The sequence below is a fragment of the Algoriphagus chordae genome (genome assembly GCF_003254055.1).
Taxonomy (GTDB): Bacteria; Bacteroidota; Bacteroidia; order Cytophagales; family Cyclobacteriaceae; genus Algoriphagus; species Algoriphagus chordae.
The window spans coordinates 24,702-51,411 of the sequence record NZ_QKZT01000014.1 but is presented as its reverse complement, the minus strand read 5'-3'; the positions used below and the strand labels follow the sequence as shown (position 1 = coordinate 51,411).

Sequence of the window (26,710 nt, the reverse complement as noted above, 5' to 3'; positions counted from 1 at the left end):
GATAGTTTTGCCTAAGCAAAATTTAACCACGAATGAAAAACATTTTAATCACTGGCGGAGCCGGATATATAGGTTCTCACACTGCAGTTCAACTAGTTGAAGCGGGTTTCAACCCAATTATCATTGACGATCTCTCTAATTCTGACGAAAAAGTACTGGATAGATTAGAAGAGATTCTAGGCAAAAGGCTTACTTTTTATAAGGGCGATTGCAGCGATCGTAATCTTTTGGATCAAATCGCTGATAAACATGATATCTCTGGTGTCATTCATTTCGCCGCGTTCAAGGCGGTGGGAGAAAGTACCGTGCAACCCTTGAAATACTACCAGAACAACTTGGGTTCTTTATTGACAATTCTTGATTTTATGCGTGCTAAGCAAATCAAAGACCTGGTTTTTTCTTCTTCATGTACAGTCTATGGTCAGCCGGAGATATTGCCGGTTACAGAAGAGACACCTAGACAAGACGCTGAAAGCCCTTATGGCAATACGAAGAAAATCTGCGAGGATATTTTGATGGATTTTGTAAAGAGTCAAGCTGGAATCCGAGTGATTTCCTTGCGATACTTCAATCCAGTAGGAGCACATCCATCTGCGAAAATAGGAGAGTTGCCTATCGGTACACCAGCTAATTTGGTTCCGTTTGTGACACAGACAGCAGCGGGCATCCGCGAGAAGCTTACCGTCTTCGGAGACGACTACGATACTGTAGATGGTTCATGTGTTCGTGATTTCATCCATGTGATGGATTTAGCAGATGCACACGTGAAGGCTTTGGCCTATTTGGGAGCTCAAGAGAATAATTTCTACGATGTGTTTAATGTCGGTACCGGAAATGGCAACACGGTCTTAGAGGTGCTTCGTACTTTCGAGAAAATCAATGGTGTAAAAGTAAACTTTGAGATCGGAGCTAGAAGACCAGGAGATATTGTGAAAATCTGGGCAGATACTAGCAAAATCAATACAGTGCTAAACTGGGAGCCGAGTTATTCTCTGGAAGATTCCTTGCGAGATAGCTGGAACTGGCAAAAGACCTTGTAATTCTACAAGATGAATTGAAAAAGGCTCGTTTGATGAATTATATGACTTCAAGCGAGTCTTTTTATTTTAGTATTGATGAGAGACGAAAATCGGAATTCATTATTCAACAGGCATTTTAGCGTATATAGACTTGATAATGACTTGGAATGAAGTTTTCGGATCGTTTATCCTCGCTTTTTATTGTTCTGAAAGAGTGATAATTTGAGAGCAAAATTAAGACGTTTTTGGTTTTAGGAGAGTTGGTGAAGAATAGAAAAAAACACAGTTAGGCATGAGTAAAAATTCCGATAAAGGGGAAAGTAAATCCGATCATTTGTCAGTTCATAGTTATCAAAATCTCGATCCTGTTCAGGATGCCTCACTGTATAGAATTTGCCAGCTTGGCTCTATTATTTGTAGCACCCCCAAAGCGATTTTCTTATTTGAGGACGCTTCTAAGGTAGGTTTTACAGCAGAAGTTGGAGACAATGAAGCTAGTCCTGAACTTTATGCTTTTTTTAAAAATCAAACCTCGGGAAGTAGTGAAATAGTAAGTTGTGAAGATATTGCCACACTTTCACTCGATGCCAAAATCGCCAAAGATTTTTCCGATTCTTCTATCAAATCCTTTGTAGGAATCCCATTACAAGCTGAGAATAAAGAATGGGTAGGATGCCTAGTGGTTCTTGGTGATCAGTCAATTTCTTTGGATGAAAAGAGTAGAACAGCTCTTCGATTATTAGCCAGCGAGGCTTTGATAATAATTGAAGAAAGGACAATGCTAAATGAATTTAGCAACGTAGAGAAGTTATTCAACTTATCGAATGACCTCATTTGCATCGCTGGGGTGGATGGGTTTTTTAAGAAAGTCAATCCTTCATTTACTAGGTTGTTAGGTTGGTCCAAGGAAAAGTTATTAAGCACATCCTTTTTTGAGTTAGTACATCCTGATGATTTGGAGAAAACTGGATTGGAAATTAAGCGCCTTTCCGAAGGGGAATCCACGATTAATTTCTCTCATAGATTCAAGTGCGAAGACGGGACATACAAGATCTTAGAATGGGTGGCTTCTCCTGAAATAGTCACTGGAAATCTTTATGCTATTGCAAGAGATATCACGGAAGCCAGCCAGAGAGAATTGGAGCTCGAGCAAAGTGAAAAGAGGCAGCGTGTGTTTTTTCAGAATTCACCTGGTTTTATGTGCACTCATGATATGCAGGGGAAATTGTTGGCTGTAAATAAGGCCGGAGCCGAGATGTTGGGTTATACTGAATCCGAGATTATAGGTATGAACTTGTTGGAATTGGTCCCGGAGTATAGACAAGAGGCTGTGGGTATTTATTTGAAGACCATTGAAAAAGAGGGGAAATTGAGTAACCAAATGGTTACTCAGCATAAGAATGGAGAGACTTATATCTGGATGTTCAACAATGTCCTTGAGAGGAGCTCTGAAGATGGAGCTTTATATGTGATTGGAAACGCGATAGATATAACTGCGCGCGTGAAGTTGGAAGAGGATTTGAGACAAACTAAGCTATTACTGGAGGAAACAGGCAAAGTTGCTAGAGTAGGAGGATGGAATCTGGATCTTGAACTTCAGCAGGTCACCTGGACACCTATGACTAAGCAAATTCATGAGCTACCTCCTGAATATGAGCCTGATTTGGCTACTGGTATTAATTTTTACAAAGAAGGTGAAAGTAGAGATAAAATTATTGAAGCACTTGATAGTACGATATTAGAAGGGAAATCTTGGGATTTGGAACTGCAATTGGTGACTCATCTAGGCAATGAAATCTGGGTTAGGTCAATTGGTCAGGGAGAGATGGTTAATGGTGTTTGTAAAAGGATTTTTGGGACATTTCAGGATATAGATGAAACCAAAAAAGCACGGTTGGAATTGGAACGAACGAAGAAACTAGCAGAGGAAGCCAGTGTTGCCAAGTCCGAGTTTCTCGCGAATATGAGTCATGAAATACGTACTCCTTTGAATGGTGTAATTGGATTCACTGATCTAGTGCTCAAAACCAATCTAAATGAAACACAGCATCAGTATTTGTCGATCGTAAACCAATCAGCAAATGCGCTTTTGAGTATCATTAATGATATTCTTGATTTCTCTAAAATAGAGGCAGGAAGACTCGAGCTAGACATAGATAAATGTGATCTCTACGAGATGAGCTCGCAGGCTACAGACATCATTACCTATCAAATCCAAAGCAAAGGTCTAGAGATGCTCCTGAATTTGGCAACAGACCTCCCTAGATTTGTGTATGCAGATTCAGTTCGCCTAAAACAAATTCTAGTTAACCTGTTGGGCAATGCCTCCAAGTTTACAGAAAAGGGTGAAATAGAGTTGAAGATTCAAACCCTTGAGAAAAATGGAGATTTGCATAAAATACGGTTTGCTGTAAGAGATACTGGAATTGGAATCAAGCCTGAGAAACAATCCAAAATATTTGAAGCTTTCTCTCAGGAGGATAGCTCTACCACTAAGAAATATGGAGGGACTGGACTGGGATTGACAATCTCCAATAGTCTACTTAGGCTGATGGATAGCCAGCTTCATTTGACAAGCGTACCAGGTGAAGGAAGTACGTTTTATTTTGAAGTCACCTTGAAAACTGAGGACGGAGAGCCAATTGATTGGTTTGATGTAGATGAAATAAAGAACGTGTTGATTGTTGATGACAATGAGAATAATAGGCTGATTGTTAGGCAAATGTTGCTTCTTAAAAACATAAATTCTGTTGAGGCCTCGAATGGCTTTGAAGCACTTCAAATTTTGTCCACAGGAGAAAGTTTCGATGTGATTCTGATGGATTATCATATGCCGTTTATGGATGGCTTGGAAACTATCAGGAAAATACGAGAAACCTTCCCATCTTGGGAAAAGACGGAGCCAATTATGTTGCTACATAGTTCTTCAGATGATCATAAAATTATTGAAAGTTGTCGGGAACTACGGGTAAATCATAGGTTGATTAAACCACTGAAAATTCAGGATTTCTATCAGGCCCTTTCTAGACTGTATACATTTGATTCGTTTAAGGAAATACAGGAAGTTCCTGTCCATCAGAGTTCGGCTAGACTTTTTACAGTGCTTGTTGCAGAGGATAATCCAGTGAATATGTTACTAGCCAAAACTATCATCAAAAAGATCGCGCCAAAGGCTACATTAGTAGAGGTAAGCAATGGATTGGAGGCTTTGGAATATTGTAAAAAACAATTCCCGGATATTATTCTGATGGATGTGCAGATGCCGGTCATGAACGGCTATGAAGCAACAAGGAGTATTCGGGTTTTAGAAAAAGATACGCATGTGCCCATTATTGCCTTTACCGCAGGGAATGTGAAAGGTGAGCGGGAAAAATGCTTGGCTTCAGGAATGGATGACTTCGTCGTAAAGCCAGTGGTAGAAGAGACAATAGAGATGGTCTTTAATAAGTGGCTAGACTCAGATTATGAATTTGGAGATGCTGCGAGGGATTCTGGAGGTACAGCTATAAATCCTCATTACAATGCTGCAAAGCTGAAAAATTATACCGATAATGATCCAGAAGTATTGAAGGGAATATTGACTATCGTAAAGTCTGAATTGAAGAGCTCTTTGGATTCACTCAAGAAGTTTATAGCTTCTCAGGATCTCACTAAAATCAACGAGGCTGGACATAAATTATTTGGGACGGCTATCTCCTCAGGTATGCGGGATTTATCCAAAATGGCAGTTGTTTTGGAGCAGATGGAAGATATTGAACCTTCAGAATTGAAAGGATTGTTAGATGCTCTTGAGAAGGAAATTGAGGTTGTTCTAAAGCTTATTGATAAAGAGAATATTGGAATTGCGGAGTAAAAGAACTGATCTTGAATTAGAAGTGGGTGGGGTAAATATTTGATATTTACTCCTTTTCTTTTTCTGCTATCTCTAGTGGTAAATAAAGAAAGGATAGAGTTAGTAGGGTGGAAAAAGGATTATGTCAATTCCCCCAACTTTTAGGACTGATCCGATATATGTAAAAAATTCCATCTATAAATAAAACAAAAAAGTCCCGAATTTCTTCGGGACTTAGTGCGGAATGGACGGGACTCGAACCCGCGACCTCCTGCGTGACAGGCAGGCATTCTAACCAGCTGAACTACCACTCCAATATTATAAATTTGAGATAAACTTTTTTATCTCTTCAAGTGATCTCGAATCCGCGAACTTTCCGATGAATGGGGACAAGCATGTCGCCAGCTGAACTATCACTTCAATAATTTATTTGTCACAAAATGATGAACTTTTTCATCATACTTAAGCGGAATGGACGGGACTCGAACCCGCGACCTCCTGCGTGACAGGCAGGCATTCTAACCAGCTGAACTACCACTCCGTTTGCTCAAATCCAAAATTGTCTTAGTGTTTATGCTGAGACACCTCGTTTTTAAGTGATGCAAAGGTATGTTTTAGATTCGTTATTGCAAAAACAGAACGGAAAATTTGACGATAGAATTTGTATAGACTTCTTTTTCAAGGAGATAATTTTTCATCACGTAACAAATCTTCCTCCTATTTGGATGCTGAGAGTATGCTTTTTCAAATTCCCACAATTTATACTGCTGGGCTTTCTGATTATTAATTCAGGATAGATACATTTACCCTCAGTTAAATATTTTAATTCCCAAGGGTATATGCTTATCTTTGTTTTTCCCAAAAATCACCAGAATGGTATTAGAATTTGAAAAACCTATAGCTGATTTAGAACACAAACTTCAGGAAATGAAGGAGTTGGCTACCGGCAGAAATATCGATTTAAGCTCAGATATTGAATCCCTTGAAGAAAAAATTCTCGCTTTGAAAAAAGAAACTTTTCAAAACCTGACCCGCTGGCAGCGAGTTCAGCTTTCCAGACATGCAGATAGACCGTATGCACTTGATTATATCTATGAGATGACAAATGATTTTGTCGAACTTCATGGAGATAGGAATGTAGCAGATGACAAAGCAATGGTAGGTGGTCTGGGAGATTTGGACGGCAGATCTGTGATGTTCATAGGACAGCAGAAAGGTAGAAATACCAAGCAACGCCAGATGAGGAATTTTGGGATGGCAAATCCCGAAGGCTATAGAAAAGCACTTCGTCTTATGAAAATGGCGGAGAAGTTTGGCAAGCCTATCGTTACCTTAATCGATACTCCAGGTGCATTTCCAGGATTGGAAGCTGAGGAAAGAGGACAAGGCGAAGCTATTGCTCGAAACATCAGAGATATGTTTATGCTGAAAGTTCCTGTGATCTGCATCATTATTGGTGAAGGTGCATCAGGGGGAGCATTGGGTATTGCTATTGGAGACCGAGTTCTGATGTTGGAAAACTCTTGGTATTCAGTAATCTCTCCTGAAAACTGCTCTACTATCCTTTGGAGAAGCTGGGATTACAAGGAGCAGGCAGCTGAGTCACTGAAGTTGACTGCCATTGATATGGAAGGCAATGGATTGGTAGATGGGATTATCCCAGAACCGCTAGGTGGCGCCCATAGAGATATGAAAAAAATGGCTATCACACTTAAGGAAGCCATCCTCCAAGCCCTAAAGGAATTGGATAAAATCAAACCAGAAAAAAGAATTGATCAACGCATCGACAAGTTTTGTGCGATGGGAGTAGTAGTTGAGTAAAATATTTCAAACCCGGACCTCTTACAGAGTCCGGGATTTTTCTTTCATATCATGGAGTTACACGTAGTCAATACCGGTTTTTTCAAATTAGATGGTGGCGCCATGTTTGGCGTAGTGCCAAAGACGCTTTGGTCTAGAACCAATAAGGCTGACGAAAATAACCTCTGTACTTGGGCGATGAGATCTCTACTTGTGGTCGATGGTGATAGGATCGTATTGATCGATAATGGTATTGGAGATAAGCAGGATGCTAAATTTTTCTCTCATTATTATCTTCATGGAGATGACTCTTTGGACAAAAACCTGAAGAAACTAGGCATTAGCCCTCATCAAATCACTGATAATTTCCTGACACATTTGCACTTTGACCATTGTGGAGGTGGCGTGAAGTACGGTTCGCATGGCCAATACGAAATGTGTTTCCCTAGAGCCACTTACTGGTCAAATAAAGATCACTGGGACTGGGCAACAATCCCTAACCCACGTGAAAAGGCTTCTTTTCTCAAAGAGAATATTCTTCCAATGCTAGAATTGGGTCAACTGGGCTATTTGGACTTGGATAAGAAGTCATTTCTTCCGGGCTTTGACTTTATCACCGCTGATGGTCATACGGATAAGCAGATGCTGCCTAAGATCCAATATAAGGGTAGAACGCTGGTATTTGTGGCTGATTTGCTTCCATCGGTGGGTCACATTCCTTTGCCTTATGTAATGGGCTATGACACGCGTCCACTGCTTACAATGGATGAAAAAGCAAAGTTCTTGGAGGAAGCAGCACGAGAAGAATATATTTTGTTCTTAGAGCATGATGCCGAAAATGAATGCTGCACAGTGAAAATGACTGATAGGGGCGTTCGCTTGGATCAAACCTTTAGACTGGATGAAATCTAATCTCAAGATAGGAATCGCACTCTCCGGTGGGGGAGTTCGAGGGATTTCTCATTTGGGAGTTTTAAAAGCCCTTACCGAATCTGGTATTTTCCCGACGAAAGTTTCTGGGACCTCAGCTGGTGCAATTGCCGGTGCGATGTTTTGCCAGGGTTACGCTCCTGATGAAATCCTCAAAATCATCGTAGAGACCAATTATTTCAAGTTTATGCGCCCAGCAATTTCTTTGACGGGTTTTCTGAAAATGGACTCTGTAGGAAATCTATTTAAGCTATATCTTAAGCATGATGATTTTGCGGAGCTGCAGATTCCTTTGACCGTGGCAGCCACAGATATCAAAAAGGGAAAGGTTCGATATTATTCAGAAGGGGAGCTGATCAGGCCGATTATGGCTTCTTCTTGCATTCCGGGTATGTTTGACCCTATTGTGATCGGCAAGAGATACCTGGTGGATGGTGGAGTGCTTAATAATCTTCCTGTGGAGCCTTTGGACGGCACCTGTGATTATGTGATAGGAGTAAATTGCAATCAGCTGCCAGAAGAAAGCAATATCAGTAATATGAAAAAGCTGATAGAAAGATCAGTGATCATGGCCATGAATTATAACGTGTATAGCCGTAAATCCAAATGTGATTACTTCATAGAGCCTCCTGGACTAGGAGGCTATGGTGTGTTTGATATAAAAAAAGCTTCTGCGTTGTTTGCTGTTGGTTATGACTTTACGATGAATTACATTGAAAATAATCCTTCAATTTTGGACTTAGCTGTGAACAACATTAAATCTAGTAAAGCATGATGAAATTTTTGTCCCGTATTGTGTTTTGGGTTTCCGGCTGGTCTCTGAATGATCAATGGCCAAAAGGCTTAAAGAAAGCGGTGCTCATCGCTATCCCACATACTTCCAATTGGGATATTTTGTATGCCAGAGCTGCCTTTTTTCTTATGGATATTCCGGTTCGGTTTACGATCAAAAAAGAAGTCATGGTAGGCCCAATGGGCTGGATGCTCAAAGGCTTGGGAGCTATCGCTATCGACAGAAAGCGTGTGCCAGGAGGTAGAAAACAGACCTATACCGAGTCAATGGTTTCTATGCTCAATGAGCGTGATGAACTCGTAATCATGGTGACCCCAGAAGGAACTAGAAGTCAGGTAAAAAAATGGAAATCAGGATTCTATCATATTGCACTTGGAGCAAATGTTCCAGTGGTAGTTGGGTACTTGGATTATAAGAAAAAGGAAGCGGGCATCGGGCCATGCATCTATCCTGATGGAAATATGGATGCACAAATCGAAGAGCTAAAAGTCTTCGGCAGAACTGTTACCGGAAGGCATCCAGAGAAGGGGATTTTGTAAAATTCTAAAGTTTGAAATTTGAAATCTTAAAATTCAAAGAGCCAGAATATGTATTTTAACTTTCTATAACATCTCAAAAATCAATAGTTAGGTTGAAATCAATTACCTTCTTGTTCAAAAGGTTTAATTGAATTCAAAATATCATTTTATGAGATTGTTATTGGCTGTTGCCTTATTTTTAGTCATTTTTTCCTGTGCTTCTAAGGACGAAAAAAAACAAACGGTTTCGGATCAAATCAGAGTTTCCTTAGATACTGTGCTGGTGGATTCAGGTGATGAGTTCCTTTATTTACAGGATCACCTTTATTATTCTGGGCTATTTAATGATAAAAGCTATCTGATTAATTTTAATAGGCAAGATTTTACCACAGAGAAGATTGATTTAGATGAACTTAGACTATTAGAAAAGGTTCAATTCGAGAAAGAGGGGCCTAATGGCGTAACTAACGCAGTTCCCTATGTTTCACACTTCTCCAATTGGTCGGATGAGAATATACTTATCTGGGATTATTTTATGTATAAAATTTTTGATCAAAAGGGTCACTTGGTCAAGGATTTGGCATTGGATAAAATTGCTCCTGAATTTCTTGGAACTGATGAATACTATGCAGGAGCATTTTTTCAAGTTGAAAATAATTCAGATAGGCTTATTGTATTTATTTTTCACTGGGAGAGTGGATCCCGTCTCATACTTGATTTTGATTTGAAAGAGCAAACTTTTGAAAAGATAGAGTTGCCAGAATTAGAAAAACTAAGGGGTTTTAATGTTAATCTATTGTTTGAAGGATCTCCAGCAGGCAGCTATGGGCCAAGTGCCTCAGCTATAATTGTCAATGAGCAAATTATTATTAGTAATACTGCCTTTAATGAAATGTTGATTTTTGATCTGGAAAAAGATAGTCTTTATACCAAATATTGGAATACCCATTTATTGGCTGATAAGAAAAGTTACGTGCCTCCAAAAGAAGTTGAAAGAACCTCTGGTCAATTGAAGGAAATTATTAGAAAAACTGAGGAAGATGTTAATTACAGATCTTTTTTTTGGGATGAGAAAAATGAACGTGTTTTTAGGTTTTCAGATAGAATGCATTTTGGAGAAGAACTCAATGGTTACGGAGACTTTATATCGACTGGAGCGGATATTTTTTTGAGTGTATTTGATGAGGACTTGAATCTAATTGCTGAAGCTCAGATTCCTGAATTGACCAAGCTCCCGCTAAAATACTTTACTAAAGATGGGAACATCTGGATGTATGAAAACATCAATGATGAACTGGCATTCGTCATTATGAAAGTTGAAGATATCTAGGTTACAAAACAATTCAGGATGGAGAAAGTCCTACTAAATCAACAATCTATATTTTTTACCAGGTAAGGACTTTACTATTCCCTCAAATTCCAATGCGAGTAGTTTGGAGGATAAAAGACCAAGAGGGATTTCTGTAGCAATGCTTAGGGAGTCAATTTCTATTTCGCCCTTTTGTTGTAACAGGCTAAGGATGGCTTGTTCCTCTTCATCCCGATTGGTGAAATCAAGTTGGGGCTTTTGAGTCATTACTTCTCCTGGTTTGCTCCAGAAAAGTGCTTCTGCCACATCATTTGGTCCAGTATAGATATTGGCTTTCATTTTCTTGATGAGGAAATTGCAACCTTCGCTATACTGTGATTGCAGATTTCCAGGCACAGCAAAGACATCTTTGTCGTAACTGTAGGCGATCTCAGCGGTGATCAAAGCTCCTCCTTTTTCCGCGGCTTCCACTACAATCAATGCATCCGATAGGCTGGCGATAATTCGATTTCTAGCAGGAAAATTCCCAGGTACCATCGTGCTGCCTGGTGCGTATTCGCTAATTAATGCTCCCGTCTCCATGATTGCTTCGGCTGTTTTCCGATGAACTGCTGGGTAAATATGGCCTATAGGAGAGCCTAACACGGCGATAGTGGGTAAGCCTACCGCAAGCGCTGCACGATGCGCTTCGATATCGATCCCATATGCTAGTCCTGAGATGATGGCAGGTTGGTAGATCGCCAAATCCTCAATGATTTTTCTGGTGGCAGATTTGCCATAGCTGGTGGCATTTCGGGTGCCCACAATGCCTACAGTTCGATCAAAGTTGAGATTGGTATTTCCTTGAGCAAAGATCACCACAGGGCTATCTTCTTGCATTTTGAAGCGCTGTGGGAAATCAGGATGAAGTGCAGTGAGGATTTGAAAATGTTTTTTTTCGCATTCGCTGATTAGCTCATCAGCTTTGCGAAGCAGTTCATTTTCTTGATTTCTAAGTTCTAATAGTTTTGCTCCAACTTTCGGAGTCTTGGCTACTTTCCCTTTTGGGAGTTTGAAAAAATGTGCGGCTGAACCTGAATAGGCTATAATTGCTTTGAATACTCCTGGCCCGATTTTAGGAGCTAGGGATAATGCTAGCAGATATCGTAAATCGTCATGAGCCTGATTTTGCATTGAATTCGTCCCGGATATTTATTAAAAAATCTTTGATTTCCTGAAGCCTTTGCACCGCTTGCACCTTATCAAATCCTTTTTCTTTGCCGGATTTGATTACGTCTTGGGCTCCTTGAAGCGTGTATCCTTTTTCTTTTACCAGGTGATAGATGTACTTGATCTTCTGGATATCAATTTTGGTATAGCGACGATTGCCTTTTCTGTCCTTCTTAGGACGAATGATATCAAACTCACCTTCCCAATACCTAATCAGTGAAGGCGCAACTTTGAACATTTGCGCTACTTCCCCTATGGAATGATACTTCTTTTCTATTTCTCGCTCTTTGTATGGCACGGTAAAAATTGTCTTTGACTCTAAATTAAGGAAAAAGCTATAGTTTCATACGTTTAAAATTTGATTTTTATTTGGGACATGGAATCTCGTATGATTTTTAAACATTCTAGCGTAATTCCTATGCCTAATAGGCCTGCTAGGCTGACTCTATTTCTTCAATAAGAACTTTAACTCACTACGATTAAAAACGATTTTTTTAGCGATTTAGTGTTTGTAACATCTGAACTGCGGCCAATCCAGCCGTTTCAGTTCGAAGTCTTGCCTTGCCTAGAGATACTGGCTTAAATCCTGCATCAAATGCTTTCTGTATTTCTATTGGGTCAAAATCCCCCTCTGGGCCAATTAAAACCAGGTATTTACCCTTTGCTTCTGCACGGTCAAACAAGTGATGATCATGCTTATCATCTACGTAAGCAATGAATTTCTGATACTCTTCAAACTCTTTCGATTCTAGAATCTCATCTAGGTTGGAAATGGGATCGAGGCTGGGAATTCTGTATTTCAAGCTTTGCTTGCAGGCAGAAATAATTTTTTTCTGCAAGCGATCAGTTTTGAGGTAGCTTCTTTCAGAATTCATAGTCATCATAAGCGTAAGTTCATGGAATCCGATTTCAGTGATCTTTTCTACCATCCACTCCATGCGATCAGGACTTTTGGTAGGGGCTATGGCTAAGTGAATGTGAAAATCCTCTTCTTCCACCTTGGTGGTATGCATGACTTTTAGACTGGTCTTTTTAGGATTGGCTTCTACTATCTGGCATTCAAATAAAGTCCCTTCTCCATTTGTTACAAATACCTGATCTCCCTGTTTTTTGCGAAGCACCCTGCAGAGATGCTTAGATTCATCAGGTTCCAGTGTAATAAGCGGTGGAGATATGTTTTCTTGAAAAAAGAGCTGCATAAGTAAATTTTCTTAGACACAAAAAAAGCACATTTCAATGAAGAAATGTGCTTTAAACAATATAAACCTTTTAACCTTAACCTTTCGATACTTCCATGCTGACAGACTTGCCTTTGATGGTGTTGTTCTTCATGCCATTGATCACCTGATCAGCGTCTTTTGAAGGAACATCCACGAAGGAGAAGTTGTCATAGATATCAATTCCACCGATGCTACGTCCTGGTACGCCAGTTTCACCTGCAATCGCACCTACGATATCATTTGGACGAATTCTGTCTTTTTTACCAAGATTCAAGAATAGACGAGTCATATTCGCTTCACGAACTCTTTCTGGTCTTTTTCCGCCATCTCTAGAGCCACCTTCACGGTTACCAAACTCTCTTCTACGCTCGCCGCCTCTTTCTCCGCCTCTTTCGTTTCTTCCGCCTCTATCGCCGCGCTCGCCTCTTTCATATCTTCCACCACGTTCGCCTCTTCCGCCGTCACGTCCACCTTCTCTTCTTCTGTCTCCACCATAAGAATCCAAACCAAAGTTCTGCTCGCTCATTTCTTTCACTGAGTCGCCCATTACGATTTTGATTAGACCTACAGCCACTTGATCAAGTGTAAGACCTTCAGCAAGCATCTGTCCGATAGTTGCTTCGAAGAGTTGATTATCTTCTTCTTTCTCTACTTGCTCAGTTACGCTTTTTACGAATTGAGCTTTTTTCAACTCAATCAATTCAGCTGCAGAAGGAGGGGACATCTTCGTGATAGTAGCCTTGGTGTATCTTTCCAAATCCCTCATCTTGAAGCTATCTCTTCTACCTGTTACGAAGTTGATTGCTTTTCCGCTTTTACCTGCACGGCCGGTACGTCCGATTCTGTGTACGTAATATTCTTCGTCCAATGGAAGGTCGTAGTTGAATACAGCCTCTACATTGTCCACGTCAATTCCTCTTGCTGCCACGTCTGTAGCAACTAATACTTTGCAATGTCCCTTACGGAACTTGCCCATTACTTTGTCACGCTGAGCTTGAGAAAGATCTCCATGAAGCGCATCAGCTGCAATTCCTCTTGCTATCAAGCCTTCAGTAACCTCATCTACCATTCTCTTGGTATTACAGAATACCACGCTTAGTTTGATATCATGAACGTTCATCAGACGAGCCATCAATTCCAATTTCAATGGATTTCTTACCTCGTAGAATGTTTGTTCGATATTAGAAACAGTCAATTCCTTCTTAGCGATTTTAACAATCTCAGGATTAGTCTGATATTTTCTAGTCAAGTCCATGATAGGCTTGGCCATAGTCGCTGAGAAGAAAACAGTTTGTCTTTCTTCTGGCATCTCCTGAAGGATAGCCTCGATATCATCTCTGAAGCCCATGTCAAGCATTTCATCAGCCTCATCCAAAACTAGGATGCCAACTGAATCTAGCTTCAAGGTGCCACGATTGATGTGATCTTGTACACGACCTGGAGTACCTACTACGATCTGAACGCCTTTACGAAGAACTCTGATCTGACGATCGATTGATTCTCCACCGTAAATAGCAACAGAATTGATTGATCTGTGATATCTAGCAAGTTTCTGAATTTCACCTTCTACCTGAACAGCAAGTTCACGAGTAGGGCAAAGAATGATTGCTTGTGGCTTGTTGAAATCCGGATCGACTAAGTCGATAATTGGAATAGCAAAAGCCGCTGTCTTACCTGTACCAGTCTGAGCCTGTCCGATGACATCTCTTCCTTGTAGGATAAAAGGGATTGATTGTGTTTGAATTGGGGAAGGTTGGGTATAGCCCATCTCTTCCACTGACTTAAGAATTTCCGCAGAAATTCCCAAGTCTGTAAACTTGAGTGTTTGATCCATGATGTTTCCTTAATTTCCCTGCCATTCGGTCCTAATAAATATCCCGACAAGCGACAGTAAGGAATTCACGGCATGAAAAATTGTTCTATGTCTTATTGACGGGTGCAAAAGTATGATTAATAATTTGGAATACCAAACAGTATTCGAAAGTATTTAGAATAATCCTTAAAAAAAGATGGTTTTGGGAGAAATTTATTTGGTTAGTGTATGATAAAGCTGTTTCTAAAGAAGAATAATTTGTGAAGAAAAGTAATAAATGCACTATGGAATTGATGACATCATGCGTATAGAGTAGATCTGTCACCGTCTTCAGACATCCACTGAAGGAACCAATGGAAATATACCAACAGACATCTAGTATGGATAATAATATTTTTCAATAGGACTATTAACATTTATATGAGTATACAATTTATTTTCATCGTTGATAAATACTATTCTCCACCTTCAAAAAAATCCGAAGGATTGAAACAATTCATAACCCTCGGCAGAGCCGGGGGCAAAAATAAACTTTAGAAAATAAAACTCCGAAGGAGTGGAACTGTATCAAGTCTCACCCTTTCAGGGCTCTATAATTTGTAATGAATTTAGATACCCTGCACTTCGTAGAGGGTTATGAATTGTTATGCTCCTTCGGAGCCTTTCAAACGCTAGTCGCCTTAGCCTGAAAAAAAATCAAATTTCACATCAAAAGAAGTCACGCTAAATAAGCTTATGCGGTGACGTTTTAAATCGCTTTAAAGTGGACAATCATATCTTCCAGTCTCTAATCCTATCACAAAAACGATTTATTCTCACTTGCTTCCTCTATCATTTTCTCAGCTAGTTCCTTGCCCAGGTATCGGTCAATTATTCCATGAGCTAGGTAAAGCAATGGAGTAAGAGCTATCGCAACGGTCATTTTATAGATGTAATTCATAATTCCTACCGCAATGATTTGACTGATACTCCAGTTTCCAAACACGTAAAAAGCGATTCCCAAGACTACAAAAGAGTCAATAAACTGAGAGACTAGCGTAGAGCCAGTAGCTCTCAACCAGATTTTGTTTTCGCCCGTTACAGCTCGTAGTTTTTGAAATACATAGACATCTATCAACTGACCGATCAGAAATGCCGTGAGTGAGCCAATGATGATGCCCAGTCCTTGACGGAAAATTGTATTGAAAGCATAACTGATATTAAAGCTTTCTCCATCAGGAGTCGTGGCGTTTACATCCAGCCAGAAATCTGCTGGAGTCAAAGCGGTCACTACACTGATGATAATAAATGCATAGGCAATTAGCCCGGCGGTTAGAAAGGACATTTTCTTAACTCCTTTCTTCCCAAAATACTCATTGATAATATCTGTGGTGATAAAGACCACTGGCCAGATCACAGCCCCAGCTGTTAGGTTGAAGTCCAATAAATACTCTCCGAAAAAAGTCCAGTTAACAGGATCAAATCCCAATGTTTTCTCAGCTGAGAATATCTTCACTCCGATGATTTCTGCCAATATCGCATTAGTAAGGAAGATGCTTCCTAGGATAATAAAAAGGTTAGTCTTTCGGGAGTTTTGAGACTTGTTCATATTGCATAAGTTGAGCCTTCCTCACTTAATATAGAGTTGTCAAAAATTGTTTTAGCCTCCTCTAATAAAGGTTCTAGATTTATATAGCGTGAGGAGAAATGGCCAAGTAGTAGTTTTTTCACCTGACTCATTTTTGCTATTTCTGCAGCCTGCTTTGCAGTGCTGTGAAATGTGGCAGCCGCTCGCTCCAAATTATCGTCCATAAAAGTGGATTCATGATAGAGTAGATCTGCATTTTTAATGAACTGCTTCAAGTTTGGATTATAGATCGTGTCTGAGCAATAGGCGTAGGAGCGAAGGGGAGGTAAAGGGTGCGTGTAAGCTTTCACTTTGTATAGTTTCCCAGTATCATCTTTGTAGTCCATCCCCTGACGCAAAGATTGAATAGCAGCTAAAGGCACTTCATTTTGCTGCAATTTTTCCTTGATCATACTTCGTAGGCCATGCTTTTCTTTAATCAGAAAGCCAGTTGTAGGCAAGCGATGTTTCAATGGGAAAGAATACACTTCATATCTGGGGTTGTCTAGAAGAAGATTCAAGCCGTCATCATGGGTTTCAACAAAATTCAGAGGATAAGGCAATTTAGTATTGCTATATCTGAAATTAGTTGTGATGATTTCGTCCAGTCCCTTTGGGCCAAAAATGGTTAGTGGGGTAGTGCGCTTTCCTAAACTGTAGCTGGAGAGCAAACCAATCAAACCATAATAATGGTCTCCGTGAAGGTGCGAAATGAAAATATTGGAGATCTTGGAGACTTTGATTTTGAAAGCACGTGCCTGCAACTGCATGGCTTCACCACAATCTATCAGTAAAAAATCCTGCCCAAATCTAACGACTTGGGCAGTATGATGTCTTCCATGCACTGGGATGGAAGATGTGTTTCCTAATATGGTGACTTCAAAGTCCGGTATCAACCTTCCTCCTCTTCTTCTTCTTCTTCTGCTCCGCTTTCGATAGCATGCATGAAGATGGCTTCACTGGCCTCCTCTAGAGAGCTTACCAAGTTCAGTTTCTTGTCCAGCATGGAGATTTTCAATAGTTTCATCACGTGGTCTTGAACGCCAGAGATAATGAATACTCCTCCATTTTTACCGAATTCACGATCACCAACTAGCAATGCGCTAAGTCCTGATGAATCTACATATTTCACTTCGCTCATGTCCAAAACTAGATTTTCGAAGCCTTCAGCATGAATCGTCAATAATTCAGATTTTAATACTGGTGCAAGTAATGAATCCAATTTCTCTTCCTGTGGGGTGAAGATGACGTACTGTTCTTTTTTATCAATTGAATATTTCATATTGTTATTAAGTTGGTCTTTTAGCCTAGGTGAGAAAGGATCGCTTTCTCGATTCTAGACTCAATTTCAGTTGTATTAGCTTTTTGGAATTTTTCTCCCGTGATTTTTTCGAAGAGCTCAATATAGCGATCAGAGATGCTTTCTACAATTTCGTCAGTCATTTCAGGCACAGATTGTCCATCCTTGCCCTGAAAACCATTCGAAATTAACCATTGTCTTACAAATTCCTTGGAAAGTTGTTTCTGTGCAATTCCTTTAGCCTGGTTTTCTTCATAGCCATCTGCGTAGAAATAACGAGAAGAATCAGGGGTGTGAATTTCGTCGATCAGGAGGATTTTGTCCCCAACTTTTCCAAACTCATATTTAGTATCCACCAAGATCAATCCCATCTCATTGGCCATTTCTTGACCTCTCTGGAATAGTGCTCGGGTGTATTTTTCTAATTGTAAGTAGTCAGCCTCAGTTACGATTCCTTGCTTCAGGATTTCCTCTCTCGAGATATCCTCGTCGTGACCTTGATCCGCCTTGGTAGTAGGAGTGATGATAGGCTCTGAGAAAGGATCGTTTTCACGCATATGCTCAGGCATCGCTACTCCACATATACTTCGCTTTCCTTTCTTATATTCCCTGGCAGCATGGCCAGACATGTATCCGCGTATCACCATTTCCACTTTGAAAGGCTCGCAGCGAGTACCAATCGTCACGTTTGGATCAGGAATGGAAGTTACCCAATTGGGTACGATATCAGAAGTCGCAGCTAGGAATTTGGCAGCGATCTGATTCAAGACTTGACCTTTGTAAGGAATAGGTTTAGGTAAAACCACATCAAAAGCTGAAATCCTATCGGATGCGACTACAACCAATTCTTTGTCAAACATATAGACATCGCGAACTTTGCCTTTGTAAAAACCCTGCTGTCCTGGGAATTGAAAATGTGTTTCTTTGATTGCGTTACTCATCCTTTTATCGTTTGGGCAAAAATAGAAAAAGCTTTGCCTTTCCTCTCTAGCTGATGCTATTATTTATTGATTTTGTTACCCTTTTCGTAGGTTTCTGTTTTGATCAAAGTTTCCTTTTCATCAAAATATTCTCGTTTCCCATGAAATTCTCCATCTTGAAACCTTCTGATTTCCTCCAAAGAACCATCTTTCCGATAGATTCTTACCTCACCTTGAGCTTCGTTGTTTAGGTAATTTACTGCGAAATATACTTGTCCATTTTGGTGGTAATTTATTTCCAAAAGGGGCTGTCCAGATTTATCAAAGCTCATTTTCTGCTTAAGTTTCCCAGAAGGATAATATTTCTCTGAGGGCTCAGTAGGGATTCCTTTCTTGAAAATAGCTCTTTCCTTTATTTCTCCATTGGGATGATAGGATATCATTTCACCTTCTTCATAACCTTTTTTGTAGTTGCCTCTTCGCTCTGGCAAACCATCAGGATAATTGAGTTCGTAAACTCCATCCAACACTCCCTTGGAGTAATCTATGATCGATAGTATTTGTCCATCTTCAAAGTACTGAGTTTCTCTTCCGTCCAACTCACCATTTATATAGTTAGCGGAAACTAGGATTTGCCCATTCTCGGTGAATTCTTCGAAAAGCCCATCGTACCTGCCTTCCGAAAAATGTACTTTGGAAGCTTGCTTTCCAGACTCAAAAAATGTTTCGCTGAGCCCATCAGGCTTATTGTCTAGGAAATTGGTTTTGTCTGATACTTGACCTGATTCATAATAGGTGATCACCTCGCCAGTAATTTGATTATCTACATAGGTAGAGGATTGCTTTAAGCTTCCATTTGGAAAAAAACTTTTGGAAACCCCAGATCTGACATTGTTTACAAAGGGAATGATCCTTAGCGTATCGCCAGTTTCAGGATCTAAATCTACAAAATCCCCATTCCTTTGATCATCTTGCAACTGACCGATTAGAACTAGATTTCCCTCTTCGTCAAATCTTCTGATTTCACCATTGGCCTTGCCATTTACCATGAAGTACAACTCCTTGACTAGAGTTTCTTCCTCATCATAATAGGTACGAATAGTATCCTGAGCCATGATAGAATTGGCTAGAAAGCTAAACGAGATAAGAAGAAGGAATTTATTCATGGGTATAAAAAGAAACCGCAAGACGAATAGCCTTGCGGTAAATAGGGTTTTGTAAAATTACATTTTCTCAATAACCAATGCAGAGGCGCCACCACCACCATTACATATTCCTGCAACACCGATTTTGCCATTTTTCTGATGCAAAACAGTGTTCAAGGTGGAGATGATTCTAGCTCCGGAAGCTCCAAGTGGATGTCCCAGAGAAACAGCTCCTCCGAAGACGTTGACTTTGTCATTGTCTAGGTTTAACTCCTTCTGGTTAGCTAAAGCAACAGCAGAGAAAGCTTCATTGATCTCATAGAAGTCAATGTCTTCAGCAGTTAATCCAGCATGCTGAATCGCCTTGGGAATAGCTAGGGCAGGAGCGGTTGTAAACCATAGTGGATCAGTAGCCGCATCTGCAAATCCTCTGATCTTAGCCAAAGGCTTCAAGCCTAATTCCTCTGCCTTTTCCTTGCTCACCAAAACCAAAGCAGAAGCCCCGTCATTCATGGTAGAAGCATTAGCAGCCGTCACTGTTCCTTCCTTATCAAATACTGGTCGAAGGGAAGGAATCTTGTCAAACATTACATTCTTGTATTCCTCGTCTTCATCGATCACAACAGTATCACCTTTTCTACCCTTCATTTCTACAGGCACCACCTCATCTTTGAAGTATCCTTTGGCCCATGAATCAGCAGATCTTTGATAAGATTGAATAGCGTACGCATCTTGTGCTTCGCGGGAAATATCCATTTCCTTGGCAGTATTATCTGCGCAATTTCCCATAGGGAATTTATAATAAACTTCGAAAAGTCCGTCTTTCACTAAACCATCTACAAATTCTGCGTTACCGTATTTGTAGCCAAATCTTGCTTTAGGCACATAGAAAGGTACATTTGACATGCTTTCCATTCCTCCTGCCACGACTACATCATTGATGCCTAGCATGATGGATTGTGCTCCAAACATGACGGCTTTCATTCCTGATGCGCAAACTTTGTTGACGGTGGTACAGGGAACATTATAGCCTATGCCAGCTCCTATAGCAGCCTGACGAGCAGGAGCTTGTCCAAGGTTAGCGGAAATTACATTTCCCATAAAAACTTCCTGAACGGCTTCTGATTGCACTCCTGCTTTTGCCAGTGCACCTTTGATGGCTGTACTGCCTAGTTCTACAGCTGTAAGTCCAGCTAATTTTCCTCCAAAACTCCCCAAAGGAGTTCTAACGGCTGAAACGATATATACTTCTTTGATCATGATATTTGGGTTTTATTATGTTAGGTGTCCGATGTGGGATGTCCGGTGGAAATTTCACATCGGTCATCTAACTTCTGACATCGGGCATTTTACCAATCAGGAATACCTCGCTTGGGTCTCTCAGTGGCTTTTTTCTTGTTTTGCTGAATATAGCGCAACTCTGCAGCATTCATGCTTTCGAGTATTTGGGCAGCTTGCTCAGGAGTCAGGTTCATGGCTTTTAGCTTTTCCTTAAATTCCTCCATGGCCTTTTGCTTGTCCGCTAGATTGGCATCCATCTGGTCATTGGCATTGTCGCTTGGCTTGTCATCACTCTGCTCAGTAGGGTCACCAGCTTGGGATTCTTTGGCTTTATCCTCATTGGTTTTGTCGCCATCCTCTTTGGATTCTTGCTGCTCACCGTCTTCACCTTGACTTTTTTGATCTTCCTGCTGTTGCTTCTCCTCCTGATTTTGCTGGTCTTGATTCTCCTGGTTTTGCTGATCCTGCTTGTCTTGCTCTTCCTGCTCTTTTTCTAGCTTTTCTTTCAAAGCTTGCAATTTTGAATCCGAAGGGAATTTGCTCAGTCCGTCATTCACGGTAGCTAGGGCTTGATCCTTTTCGGTTTTGACGTAGGAGCGAGCGGCACGGTTGAAGTACTCACCGGAAGTTTGAGCAATACTTGCAGATAGACTTAAACTAAAGGCAAATCCCAGTAATAATAGAAGTTTATTTCTCATCGATCTCGGTTATATCTTGAAGGCTCGTGATAAAATCTTGATAAGCAGCTACGGTTTCATCTTGTTGTAGCGCTTCGTTCATTAGGTTCAACGCATCTTTGAATCGGAATTGTTCCACCATGCGATCTGCCTCTGCTTTTTTGCGCTTCGCAAAGTCAGAAGGTTCCGGCTTGTTCTCTTCCTGATCCTTGCGTTCCTGGTCTCGTTGCAACCATCTTGCCAGCAATTCATAATTGTGTCTGGCTACTTCATTATTTGGATCCTGAATCAAAGCAGATTTGAATTTGCTGAGTGCAGGTTCATATTCTTTCTTATTTCCTAGAAGCACACCACCCTGATTGAAGGCAAAAGATGCCAGCATCTTATTGGGAGCGATGGATGCTTTATCATAATATCCAGTAGCTTCATCTAGTTTTTCTGCATACTGATTGCTCAGGCCCAGATTGTAATCAAGCGCGGGCGAGGCGAAGCCAAACTCATCAATTAGGATTTGATGATTTGTAATGGATTGCTCGTACTCGGCTTTGGCGTAGCTTTCTTCAGCCAAATCGATGGCAGAATTCAATCTAGAAACTTGAGTCCAAGATGCGGGAATGAGAAGAAATACTGCTACGCTTACCTTAGTCCAGCTCATTTATAATTTGATCGTTTTGATTGGTAACATCATGTCTAGCAAAGAAAGGACTAAGCCAGCCAATAGAAAATAAAAATACTTATTTGCGGAAGCTTCTACAATTCTAGATCCTGTCACTCCACCTTCTACTCGTTCCAAAGCGGCAGTTAAGTCTCCGATTTCTTGAGCTTCATCTGAGATCTCAAAGTATTGTGCGTTTGTTTCCGCGGCAATTTGCTGAAGAGGTGCACGGTCTAGGACAGTTTGTGCAGGCTTTCCAGTTTGAGGATCTATCACCAAACCATTGCCTCTAGGAATGCTGCTTCCACTGGTGGTTCCTATACCCAAAGTGAATACTTTAATTCCTTCGCTCTTCAGCCGCGATCCAATATCTTCCAAATCATCTCCAAAATTCTCTCCATCAGAAATCAGAATAATTGTTTTGGACTTCGCTTCCTGGCTTTCATCACTCAAGAATCTTTCTTCAGCCATTCTCAGAGGACCATTGAGATCAGTTCCAAAATTGGGAACCAAACCTGTATTTAATCCATCGATATACAATTGAAGTACACTTTGATCGAACGTAAGTGGACATTGCATGAAAGCTTCAGAACTGAAAATGATCAAACCAATTCTATCCGAAGGAAAGCTTTTGGTTAAGTTTTTCAATTCAAACTTAATGCGCTGAAGTCGGCTAGGGCCTATATCTGCGGCATTCATCGACTGGGATAAATCTACCGCGATGAAGATGTCTTTACCCTCTTCTTGAATTTCTTTCAGGGAAGTACCAATAGATGGGCCAGCAAAGGCAATAAGGAACAGCACAAAATAGATGGTTCTAATAACCACTTTCGTGAATAGCCTGCGCTTCTCTACTTCCAGCCTACGGTTAATCTTCCAAAAGCGAAATAAATATATAAAATACAGCAAGCCGAAAATGCCGGCTAGCAAGAGGGTGAGTTTTACGTCCGGATATGCCCAAATCATAGCCTGAAATTATAAAATAAAGCCAACTTTTAAGCATTTGGACAACTAAAGTCTGAGAAATCGGTTGTTTAGTAAATGGAATTAACAAATATTAAATTTTCAGAAAGTCTTAGCTTTGAGGCTTCCATACAAACAGAAACTGCATGTTCGATTTGAGTACTCGAAGGATTATAATTTTTTTAGGAATCTTTCTATTGAATTTTACTGCACTTATCGCCCAAACACAAGAAGAAATCAATGCTCTGGTGATGGATGTTACCAATTCAGAACCTTTATTGGGAGCTACAGTTTACTGGGAAAATGAAATTTCTTCAGGAGTAATTTCGGATCTCGATGGAAGGTTTTCACTGAAATCAAGCTCCTTTCCACGCAAAATAGTCATCTCTTACATAGGCTATAAAACGTCCATTAGAACCATTAATAAGGGTGATACAGCTAAGGAACTGAAATTTTATCTTGAACCTGAAGATTTGTCCTTAGATGAAATAGTGATTCAGGCTCGAAATCCTGATGCTCAGATTAAAAGTTTGGAAACTGGTAAAGTAACCGTCCCTATGGCGACACTCAGAACAATTCCGGCACTTTTCGGGGAGGTGGATTTATTGAGAGGTTTGCAGCTGCTGCCAGGTGTACAATCGGCAGGAGAGGGGACTACAGGATTATTTGTGCGAGGTGGATCGGCTGATCAGAATCTTATTCAGCTAGATGGAGCTCCTGTGTATAATGCCGCGCATTTCTTTGGTTTTTTCTCTGTGTTCAATCCTGATGCATTGAGTGGAGTGGATCTTTACAAGGGGAATATGCCTGCTTCCTATGGTGGTCGATTGTCTTCATTGATCGATGTGGGGTTGAAGGAAGGTAATAATGAGCAAATAAGAGGAACTGGAGGCATAGGTTCAATATCCTCAAGGTTAACCCTAGACGGACCATTATTCTCCGATAAGTCAACATTTATCATTTCGGGCAGAAGAACTTATGCTGACCTTGGGCTGAAATTTGTCGGAAATGAAGATATAAGTAACAACAAACTGAACTTTCATGACCTGAGTGGGAAATTAGCTTTTAGGCTTGGAGACAAAGATAAAATCACCCTATCAAGTTATCAGGGAAGAGATTATCTGGGCTTAGATGAAGAATTTGGATTGAAATATTCTAATTGGGTGACTTCTGCAGTTTGGAATAGAAATATAAGTGATAAGGCATTTTTTGATCTGAACTTGTATCATTCTCGCTATAAGTATGGAGTAAATTTTGAAGATCCTGACACTGGCTTCGAATGGAATAATAAAATACTAGAGACAGGATTAAAAGGGCAATGGAGACTGGTCAATGGTGAGAAAATTCAAACTTTCTGGGGTTTTCAATCACAATGGTATCACCTGGCTCCAATTGATTTGGATCCTAGTCCTAACAGCAGCATTCAAGGAATTAATACAAGCCCGAATAATGCATTATTGAACAATCTCTTTGTAGGAACAACCGTCGAGTTTTCGCCAAAGTTTAGTTCGGAAGTAGGGATTCGATGGGGATTCTACAATCAAGTAGGAAAGGGGACCGAATACATTTATCAAGATGGTATAGCTAGCATCGATTCCCCTATTACTGATACCTTGAATTTTTCCACCCTGCAAAATATGAAGTTCTACCAGGGACTGGAACCTAGAGTGGCATTTAGGTATATGATCAATACTTCCTCCTCAATCAAAGCTGCCTATAATCGTAATTTTCAATATCTACAGGTTGCCTCGAATAGTTCTGCTGGATTACCAATAGATCGATGGATACAGGCAGGGACTTATATTCCTCCGATTAGATCAGACCAGATTTCTCTGGGTTATTTCAAGAATTTCAAAGACAATCGCTGGGAGTTTTCGGTGGAAGGATATGCGAAGAACTTCAAAAATATCATCGATCTGAGAAATGGAGCGTCGGTATTATTCACTGATAATGTGGAAACTGAAATTCTTATTGGAGATGGTTACGCCTATGGTTTGGAAGTTCTTTTGCGTAAAAGTGTAGGAAAGACTACTGGCTGGTTGGCATACACCTACTCCCGTACTTGGAGGCAAATCGATGGAGTCAGTATGGATGTCAAATATAACCCTAGGTATGATAGGCCGAATGATTTGACTCTGGTATTAAATCATGAGTTTAATACAGCTTGGTCTGTAGGGCTTACCTTTGTATATGCCACTGGCCAGGCGGTATCCTTTCCAGAAGGAAGCTATCAGCTAGATAACCAACTGGTACCCCTGTATTCAAATTATAGGAACACAGATCGCTATCCTAACTACCATCGCATGGATGCCTCTGTGACATGGAAAAATACCCAGAAAGGCAGAAAATGGAGAGGTAGTTGGAATTTCTCTGTGTATAACCTCTATGGAAGAAAGAATCCTTTTTCTTATGAGTTTAGAGAGATAAACAACGATGATATCAAATATAACTCATCTGAAGATGGACCTATTGTCAGTTCTAGACCTGGTATAGTGATGACTTACCTATTTACTTTCTTACCCTCCCTCACCTACAATTTTGAATTCTAAGATGAACAGATTCTGGCTATTGATTATTACGCTATTCACCTTTTCCTGCCAGATAGAGGTAGATCTTCCGCTGGCGACTGTTGAGGGCGATGTGCCCGTGATAGAAGCGCTATGGTCTGATTTGGCTTATTATAATGAGGTCAAAGTCACCCTCGCCAAGGACTTTCTGGACACGGTAGACAATACCATTATTAAAAATGCGGAAGTGATGGTTGTAGCTTCGAAGACGGGAACAGAAATTCCTTTCCGCTACTATGAGGAATATGAAAGTTATAGGCCTGCACAGATATATCAGACCGCACATATTGGAGAGGATTATACGCTAAAAGTAAAGTGGGAAGAAAATGAATATGAAGCTAAGGCTACCATGCTTGCTCCTCCCATTTTGGATAGCCTGACTTATGAATATCAAGAGGAGCGCTTATTTCGAGATGAAGGATATTACATCAAAGTATATGGTGAGATCCCATTTACTTCAGATAATTATTATAGAATCAAAGTCATAGAGAACGATTCCTTAAAGAATGGCAGGGAAGATTATTTATTGTTTGACGATACCTTTGGCTTAGATTTTTTTGAAGAGGGCTTGGAACTTGGTTATGCATTTGACCAAGGTGATAAGGTACGCTTAGAACTGTATAGGTTAAATGAAGAACCTTACAATTATCTTAATCAATTGGTGGGCTTACTTTTTTCTGACGGGGGCTTGTTTAGTCCTCCACCGCAAAATCCAGAAACGAATATCAAGGTGGTCAAAGGAAATCCTAATGTGTTGGGCTATTTCAATGTGTCTCCCATCTTGGTAGAAACTGTGCTTATTGAGGAGGAGGATGACTGAGGTGATTTGAATTAGCGGAGGAAAATGTAATTAGGTTCCGGCCGTACGTCACGAACTGAGGCCAAAGCGATTTTTTTGTTGAAAGTGAAAAGTATAGCTGATACCCTTCCTAGATTAGAAACTGAGGCTAAAGCAGTAAGATCTTTTTGATAGAGTAAAATCAATTTCCCTATAAAATGCAGAGGCATCAAAACAAAAAAGCCTAGACTTTTAGTCTAAGCTTTCTTTGTGCGCTCGGAAGGATTCGAACCCTCAACCCTCAGAGCCGAAATCTGATATTCTATCCAGTTGAACTACGAGCGCAGAATGTACTGAGAATCGCTCCTCAGTACA

The 26,710-nt window shown here is 40.4% G+C and carries 22 protein-coding genes and 3 tRNA genes; 9 read left to right on the top strand and 16 right to left on the bottom strand.

Annotated elements, in window-relative coordinates:
• The first annotated feature begins 32 nt into the window (after window positions 1-32).
• Together galE and LV85_RS15125 are read left to right on the top strand one after the other, a co-directional pair.
• Window positions 33-1,040 carry a UDP-glucose 4-epimerase GalE gene (galE, locus tag LV85_RS15130; protein WP_111320915.1) on the top strand — a complete coding sequence of 336 codons (1,008 nt, stop codon included), beginning with the start codon at window positions 33-35 and terminating at the stop codon, window positions 1,038-1,040.
• 271 nt (window positions 1,041-1,311) lie between these two features.
• On the top strand, window positions 1,312-4,872 hold the full coding sequence (locus LV85_RS15125) for a PAS domain S-box protein (RefSeq protein WP_111320913.1): 3,561 nt from the start codon (window positions 1,312-1,314) through the stop codon (window positions 4,870-4,872).
• Between the two features lie 219 nt (window positions 4,873-5,091).
• Here the strand turns inward: LV85_RS15125 and LV85_RS15120 are convergent.
• Window positions 5,092-5,165: transfer RNA gene (locus LV85_RS15120), tRNA-Asp, on the bottom strand.
• A 153-nt stretch (window positions 5,166-5,318) separates the two neighbouring features.
• Window positions 5,319-5,392, bottom strand: a tRNA-Asp gene (locus LV85_RS15115).
• A 332-nt stretch (window positions 5,393-5,724) separates the two neighbouring features.
• Between LV85_RS15115 and LV85_RS15105 the strand changes: the two genes are divergently transcribed.
• From LV85_RS15105 to LV85_RS15085, 5 genes are all read left to right on the top strand, one after another.
• Window positions 5,725-6,672 carry an acetyl-CoA carboxylase carboxyltransferase subunit alpha gene (locus tag LV85_RS15105; protein WP_111320909.1) on the top strand — a complete coding sequence of 316 codons (948 nt, stop codon included), beginning with the start codon at window positions 5,725-5,727 and terminating at the stop codon, window positions 6,670-6,672.
• Window positions 6,673-6,723: 51 nt separating this feature from the next.
• The gene (locus LV85_RS15100; protein WP_111320907.1) at window positions 6,724-7,563 is read left to right on the top strand and encodes an MBL fold metallo-hydrolase; all 840 of its coding nucleotides are present in this window, start codon (window positions 6,724-6,726) and stop codon (window positions 7,561-7,563) included.
• Window positions 7,553-8,356 (top strand): patatin-like phospholipase family protein, encoded by an 804-nt coding sequence (locus LV85_RS15095; RefSeq protein ID WP_111320905.1) that lies wholly within the window; start codon window positions 7,553-7,555, stop codon window positions 8,354-8,356. The genes LV85_RS15100 and LV85_RS15095 overlap by 11 nt, the downstream gene beginning before the upstream one ends.
• Window positions 8,353-8,913, top strand: a complete 561-nt coding sequence (locus tag LV85_RS15090; RefSeq protein ID WP_111320903.1) for a 1-acyl-sn-glycerol-3-phosphate acyltransferase — start codon at window positions 8,353-8,355, stop codon at window positions 8,911-8,913. The genes LV85_RS15095 and LV85_RS15090 overlap by 4 nt, the downstream gene beginning before the upstream one ends.
• A gap of 148 nt (window positions 8,914-9,061) precedes the next feature.
• On the top strand, window positions 9,062-10,222 hold the full coding sequence (locus tag LV85_RS15085) for a DUF4221 family protein (protein ID WP_111320901.1): 1,161 nt from the start codon (window positions 9,062-9,064) through the stop codon (window positions 10,220-10,222).
• A 33-nt stretch (window positions 10,223-10,255) separates the two neighbouring features.
• On the opposite strand, the gene dprA is transcribed toward LV85_RS15085, so the two are convergent.
• From dprA to LV85_RS15015, 13 genes are all read right to left on the bottom strand, one after another.
• Window positions 10,256-11,374, bottom strand: a complete 1,119-nt coding sequence (gene dprA / locus LV85_RS15080; protein ID WP_111320899.1) for a DNA-processing protein DprA — start codon at window positions 11,372-11,374, stop codon at window positions 10,256-10,258.
• On the bottom strand, window positions 11,355-11,708 hold the full coding sequence (locus tag LV85_RS15075) for a MerR family transcriptional regulator (protein ID WP_111320897.1): 354 nt from the start codon (window positions 11,706-11,708) through the stop codon (window positions 11,355-11,357). The genes dprA and LV85_RS15075 overlap by 20 nt, the downstream gene beginning before the upstream one ends.
• A gap of 196 nt (window positions 11,709-11,904) precedes the next feature.
• Window positions 11,905-12,609 carry a 16S rRNA (uracil(1498)-N(3))-methyltransferase gene (locus LV85_RS15070; protein ID WP_111320895.1) on the bottom strand — a complete coding sequence of 235 codons (705 nt, stop codon included), beginning with the start codon at window positions 12,607-12,609 and terminating at the stop codon, window positions 11,905-11,907.
• 76 nt (window positions 12,610-12,685) lie between these two features.
• Window positions 12,686-14,464, bottom strand: coding sequence for a DEAD/DEAH box helicase (locus tag LV85_RS15065; protein ID WP_111320893.1), 1,779 nt, complete (start codon window positions 14,462-14,464; stop codon window positions 12,686-12,688).
• A 775-nt stretch (window positions 14,465-15,239) separates the two neighbouring features.
• On the bottom strand, window positions 15,240-16,031 hold the full coding sequence (locus LV85_RS15060) for a queuosine precursor transporter (RefSeq protein WP_111320891.1): 792 nt from the start codon (window positions 16,029-16,031) through the stop codon (window positions 15,240-15,242).
• Window positions 16,028-16,894: a ribonuclease Z gene (locus LV85_RS15055; RefSeq protein ID WP_245942323.1), complete on the bottom strand. Its 867-nt coding sequence runs from the start codon at window positions 16,892-16,894 to the stop codon at window positions 16,028-16,030. Before LV85_RS15055 ends, LV85_RS15060 begins: the two co-directional genes overlap by 4 nt.
• 47 nt (window positions 16,895-16,941) lie before the next feature.
• Window positions 16,942-17,331, bottom strand: coding sequence for an STAS domain-containing protein (locus tag LV85_RS15050; protein WP_111320887.1), 390 nt, complete (start codon window positions 17,329-17,331; stop codon window positions 16,942-16,944).
• A 20-nt stretch (window positions 17,332-17,351) separates the two neighbouring features.
• On the bottom strand, window positions 17,352-18,290 hold the full coding sequence (locus LV85_RS15045) for a phosphoribosylaminoimidazolesuccinocarboxamide synthase (protein ID WP_111320885.1): 939 nt from the start codon (window positions 18,288-18,290) through the stop codon (window positions 17,352-17,354).
• Between the two features lie 59 nt (window positions 18,291-18,349).
• On the bottom strand, window positions 18,350-19,435 hold the full coding sequence (locus LV85_RS15040) for a toxin-antitoxin system YwqK family antitoxin (RefSeq protein WP_111320883.1): 1,086 nt from the start codon (window positions 19,433-19,435) through the stop codon (window positions 18,350-18,352).
• Window positions 19,436-19,492: 57 nt separating this feature from the next.
• Window positions 19,493-20,671, bottom strand: a complete 1,179-nt coding sequence (locus LV85_RS15035) for an acetyl-CoA C-acyltransferase (protein ID WP_111321035.1) — start codon at window positions 20,669-20,671, stop codon at window positions 19,493-19,495.
• A 92-nt stretch (window positions 20,672-20,763) separates the two neighbouring features.
• Entirely contained in the window at window positions 20,764-21,393 is a 630-nt protein-coding gene (locus LV85_RS22090; RefSeq protein ID WP_158531191.1) for a hypothetical protein, read from the bottom strand.
• Window positions 21,383-22,027, bottom strand: a complete 645-nt coding sequence (locus tag LV85_RS15020; protein WP_111320877.1) for a tetratricopeptide repeat protein — start codon at window positions 22,025-22,027, stop codon at window positions 21,383-21,385. Before LV85_RS15020 ends, LV85_RS22090 begins: the two co-directional genes overlap by 11 nt.
• On the bottom strand, window positions 22,028-22,993 hold the full coding sequence (locus tag LV85_RS15015) for a vWA domain-containing protein (protein ID WP_111320875.1): 966 nt from the start codon (window positions 22,991-22,993) through the stop codon (window positions 22,028-22,030).
• 143 nt (window positions 22,994-23,136) lie between these two features.
• On the opposite strand from LV85_RS15015, the gene LV85_RS15010 reads away from it, so the two are divergent.
• Both LV85_RS15010 and LV85_RS15005 read left to right on the top strand, forming a co-directional pair.
• Window positions 23,137-25,539 (top strand): TonB-dependent receptor, encoded by a 2,403-nt coding sequence (locus LV85_RS15010; RefSeq protein WP_111320873.1) that lies wholly within the window; start codon window positions 23,137-23,139, stop codon window positions 25,537-25,539.
• Between the two features lies 1 nt (window position 25,540).
• Complete coding sequence (locus LV85_RS15005) at window positions 25,541-26,377, top strand: DUF4249 family protein (protein ID WP_111320871.1); 837 nt, start codon at window positions 25,541-25,543, stop codon at window positions 26,375-26,377.
• 229 nt (window positions 26,378-26,606) lie between these two features.
• Here the strand turns inward: LV85_RS15005 and LV85_RS15000 are convergent.
• Window positions 26,607-26,680 (bottom strand) — tRNA-Arg (locus LV85_RS15000).
• Window positions 26,681-26,710: the final 30 nt, after the last annotated feature.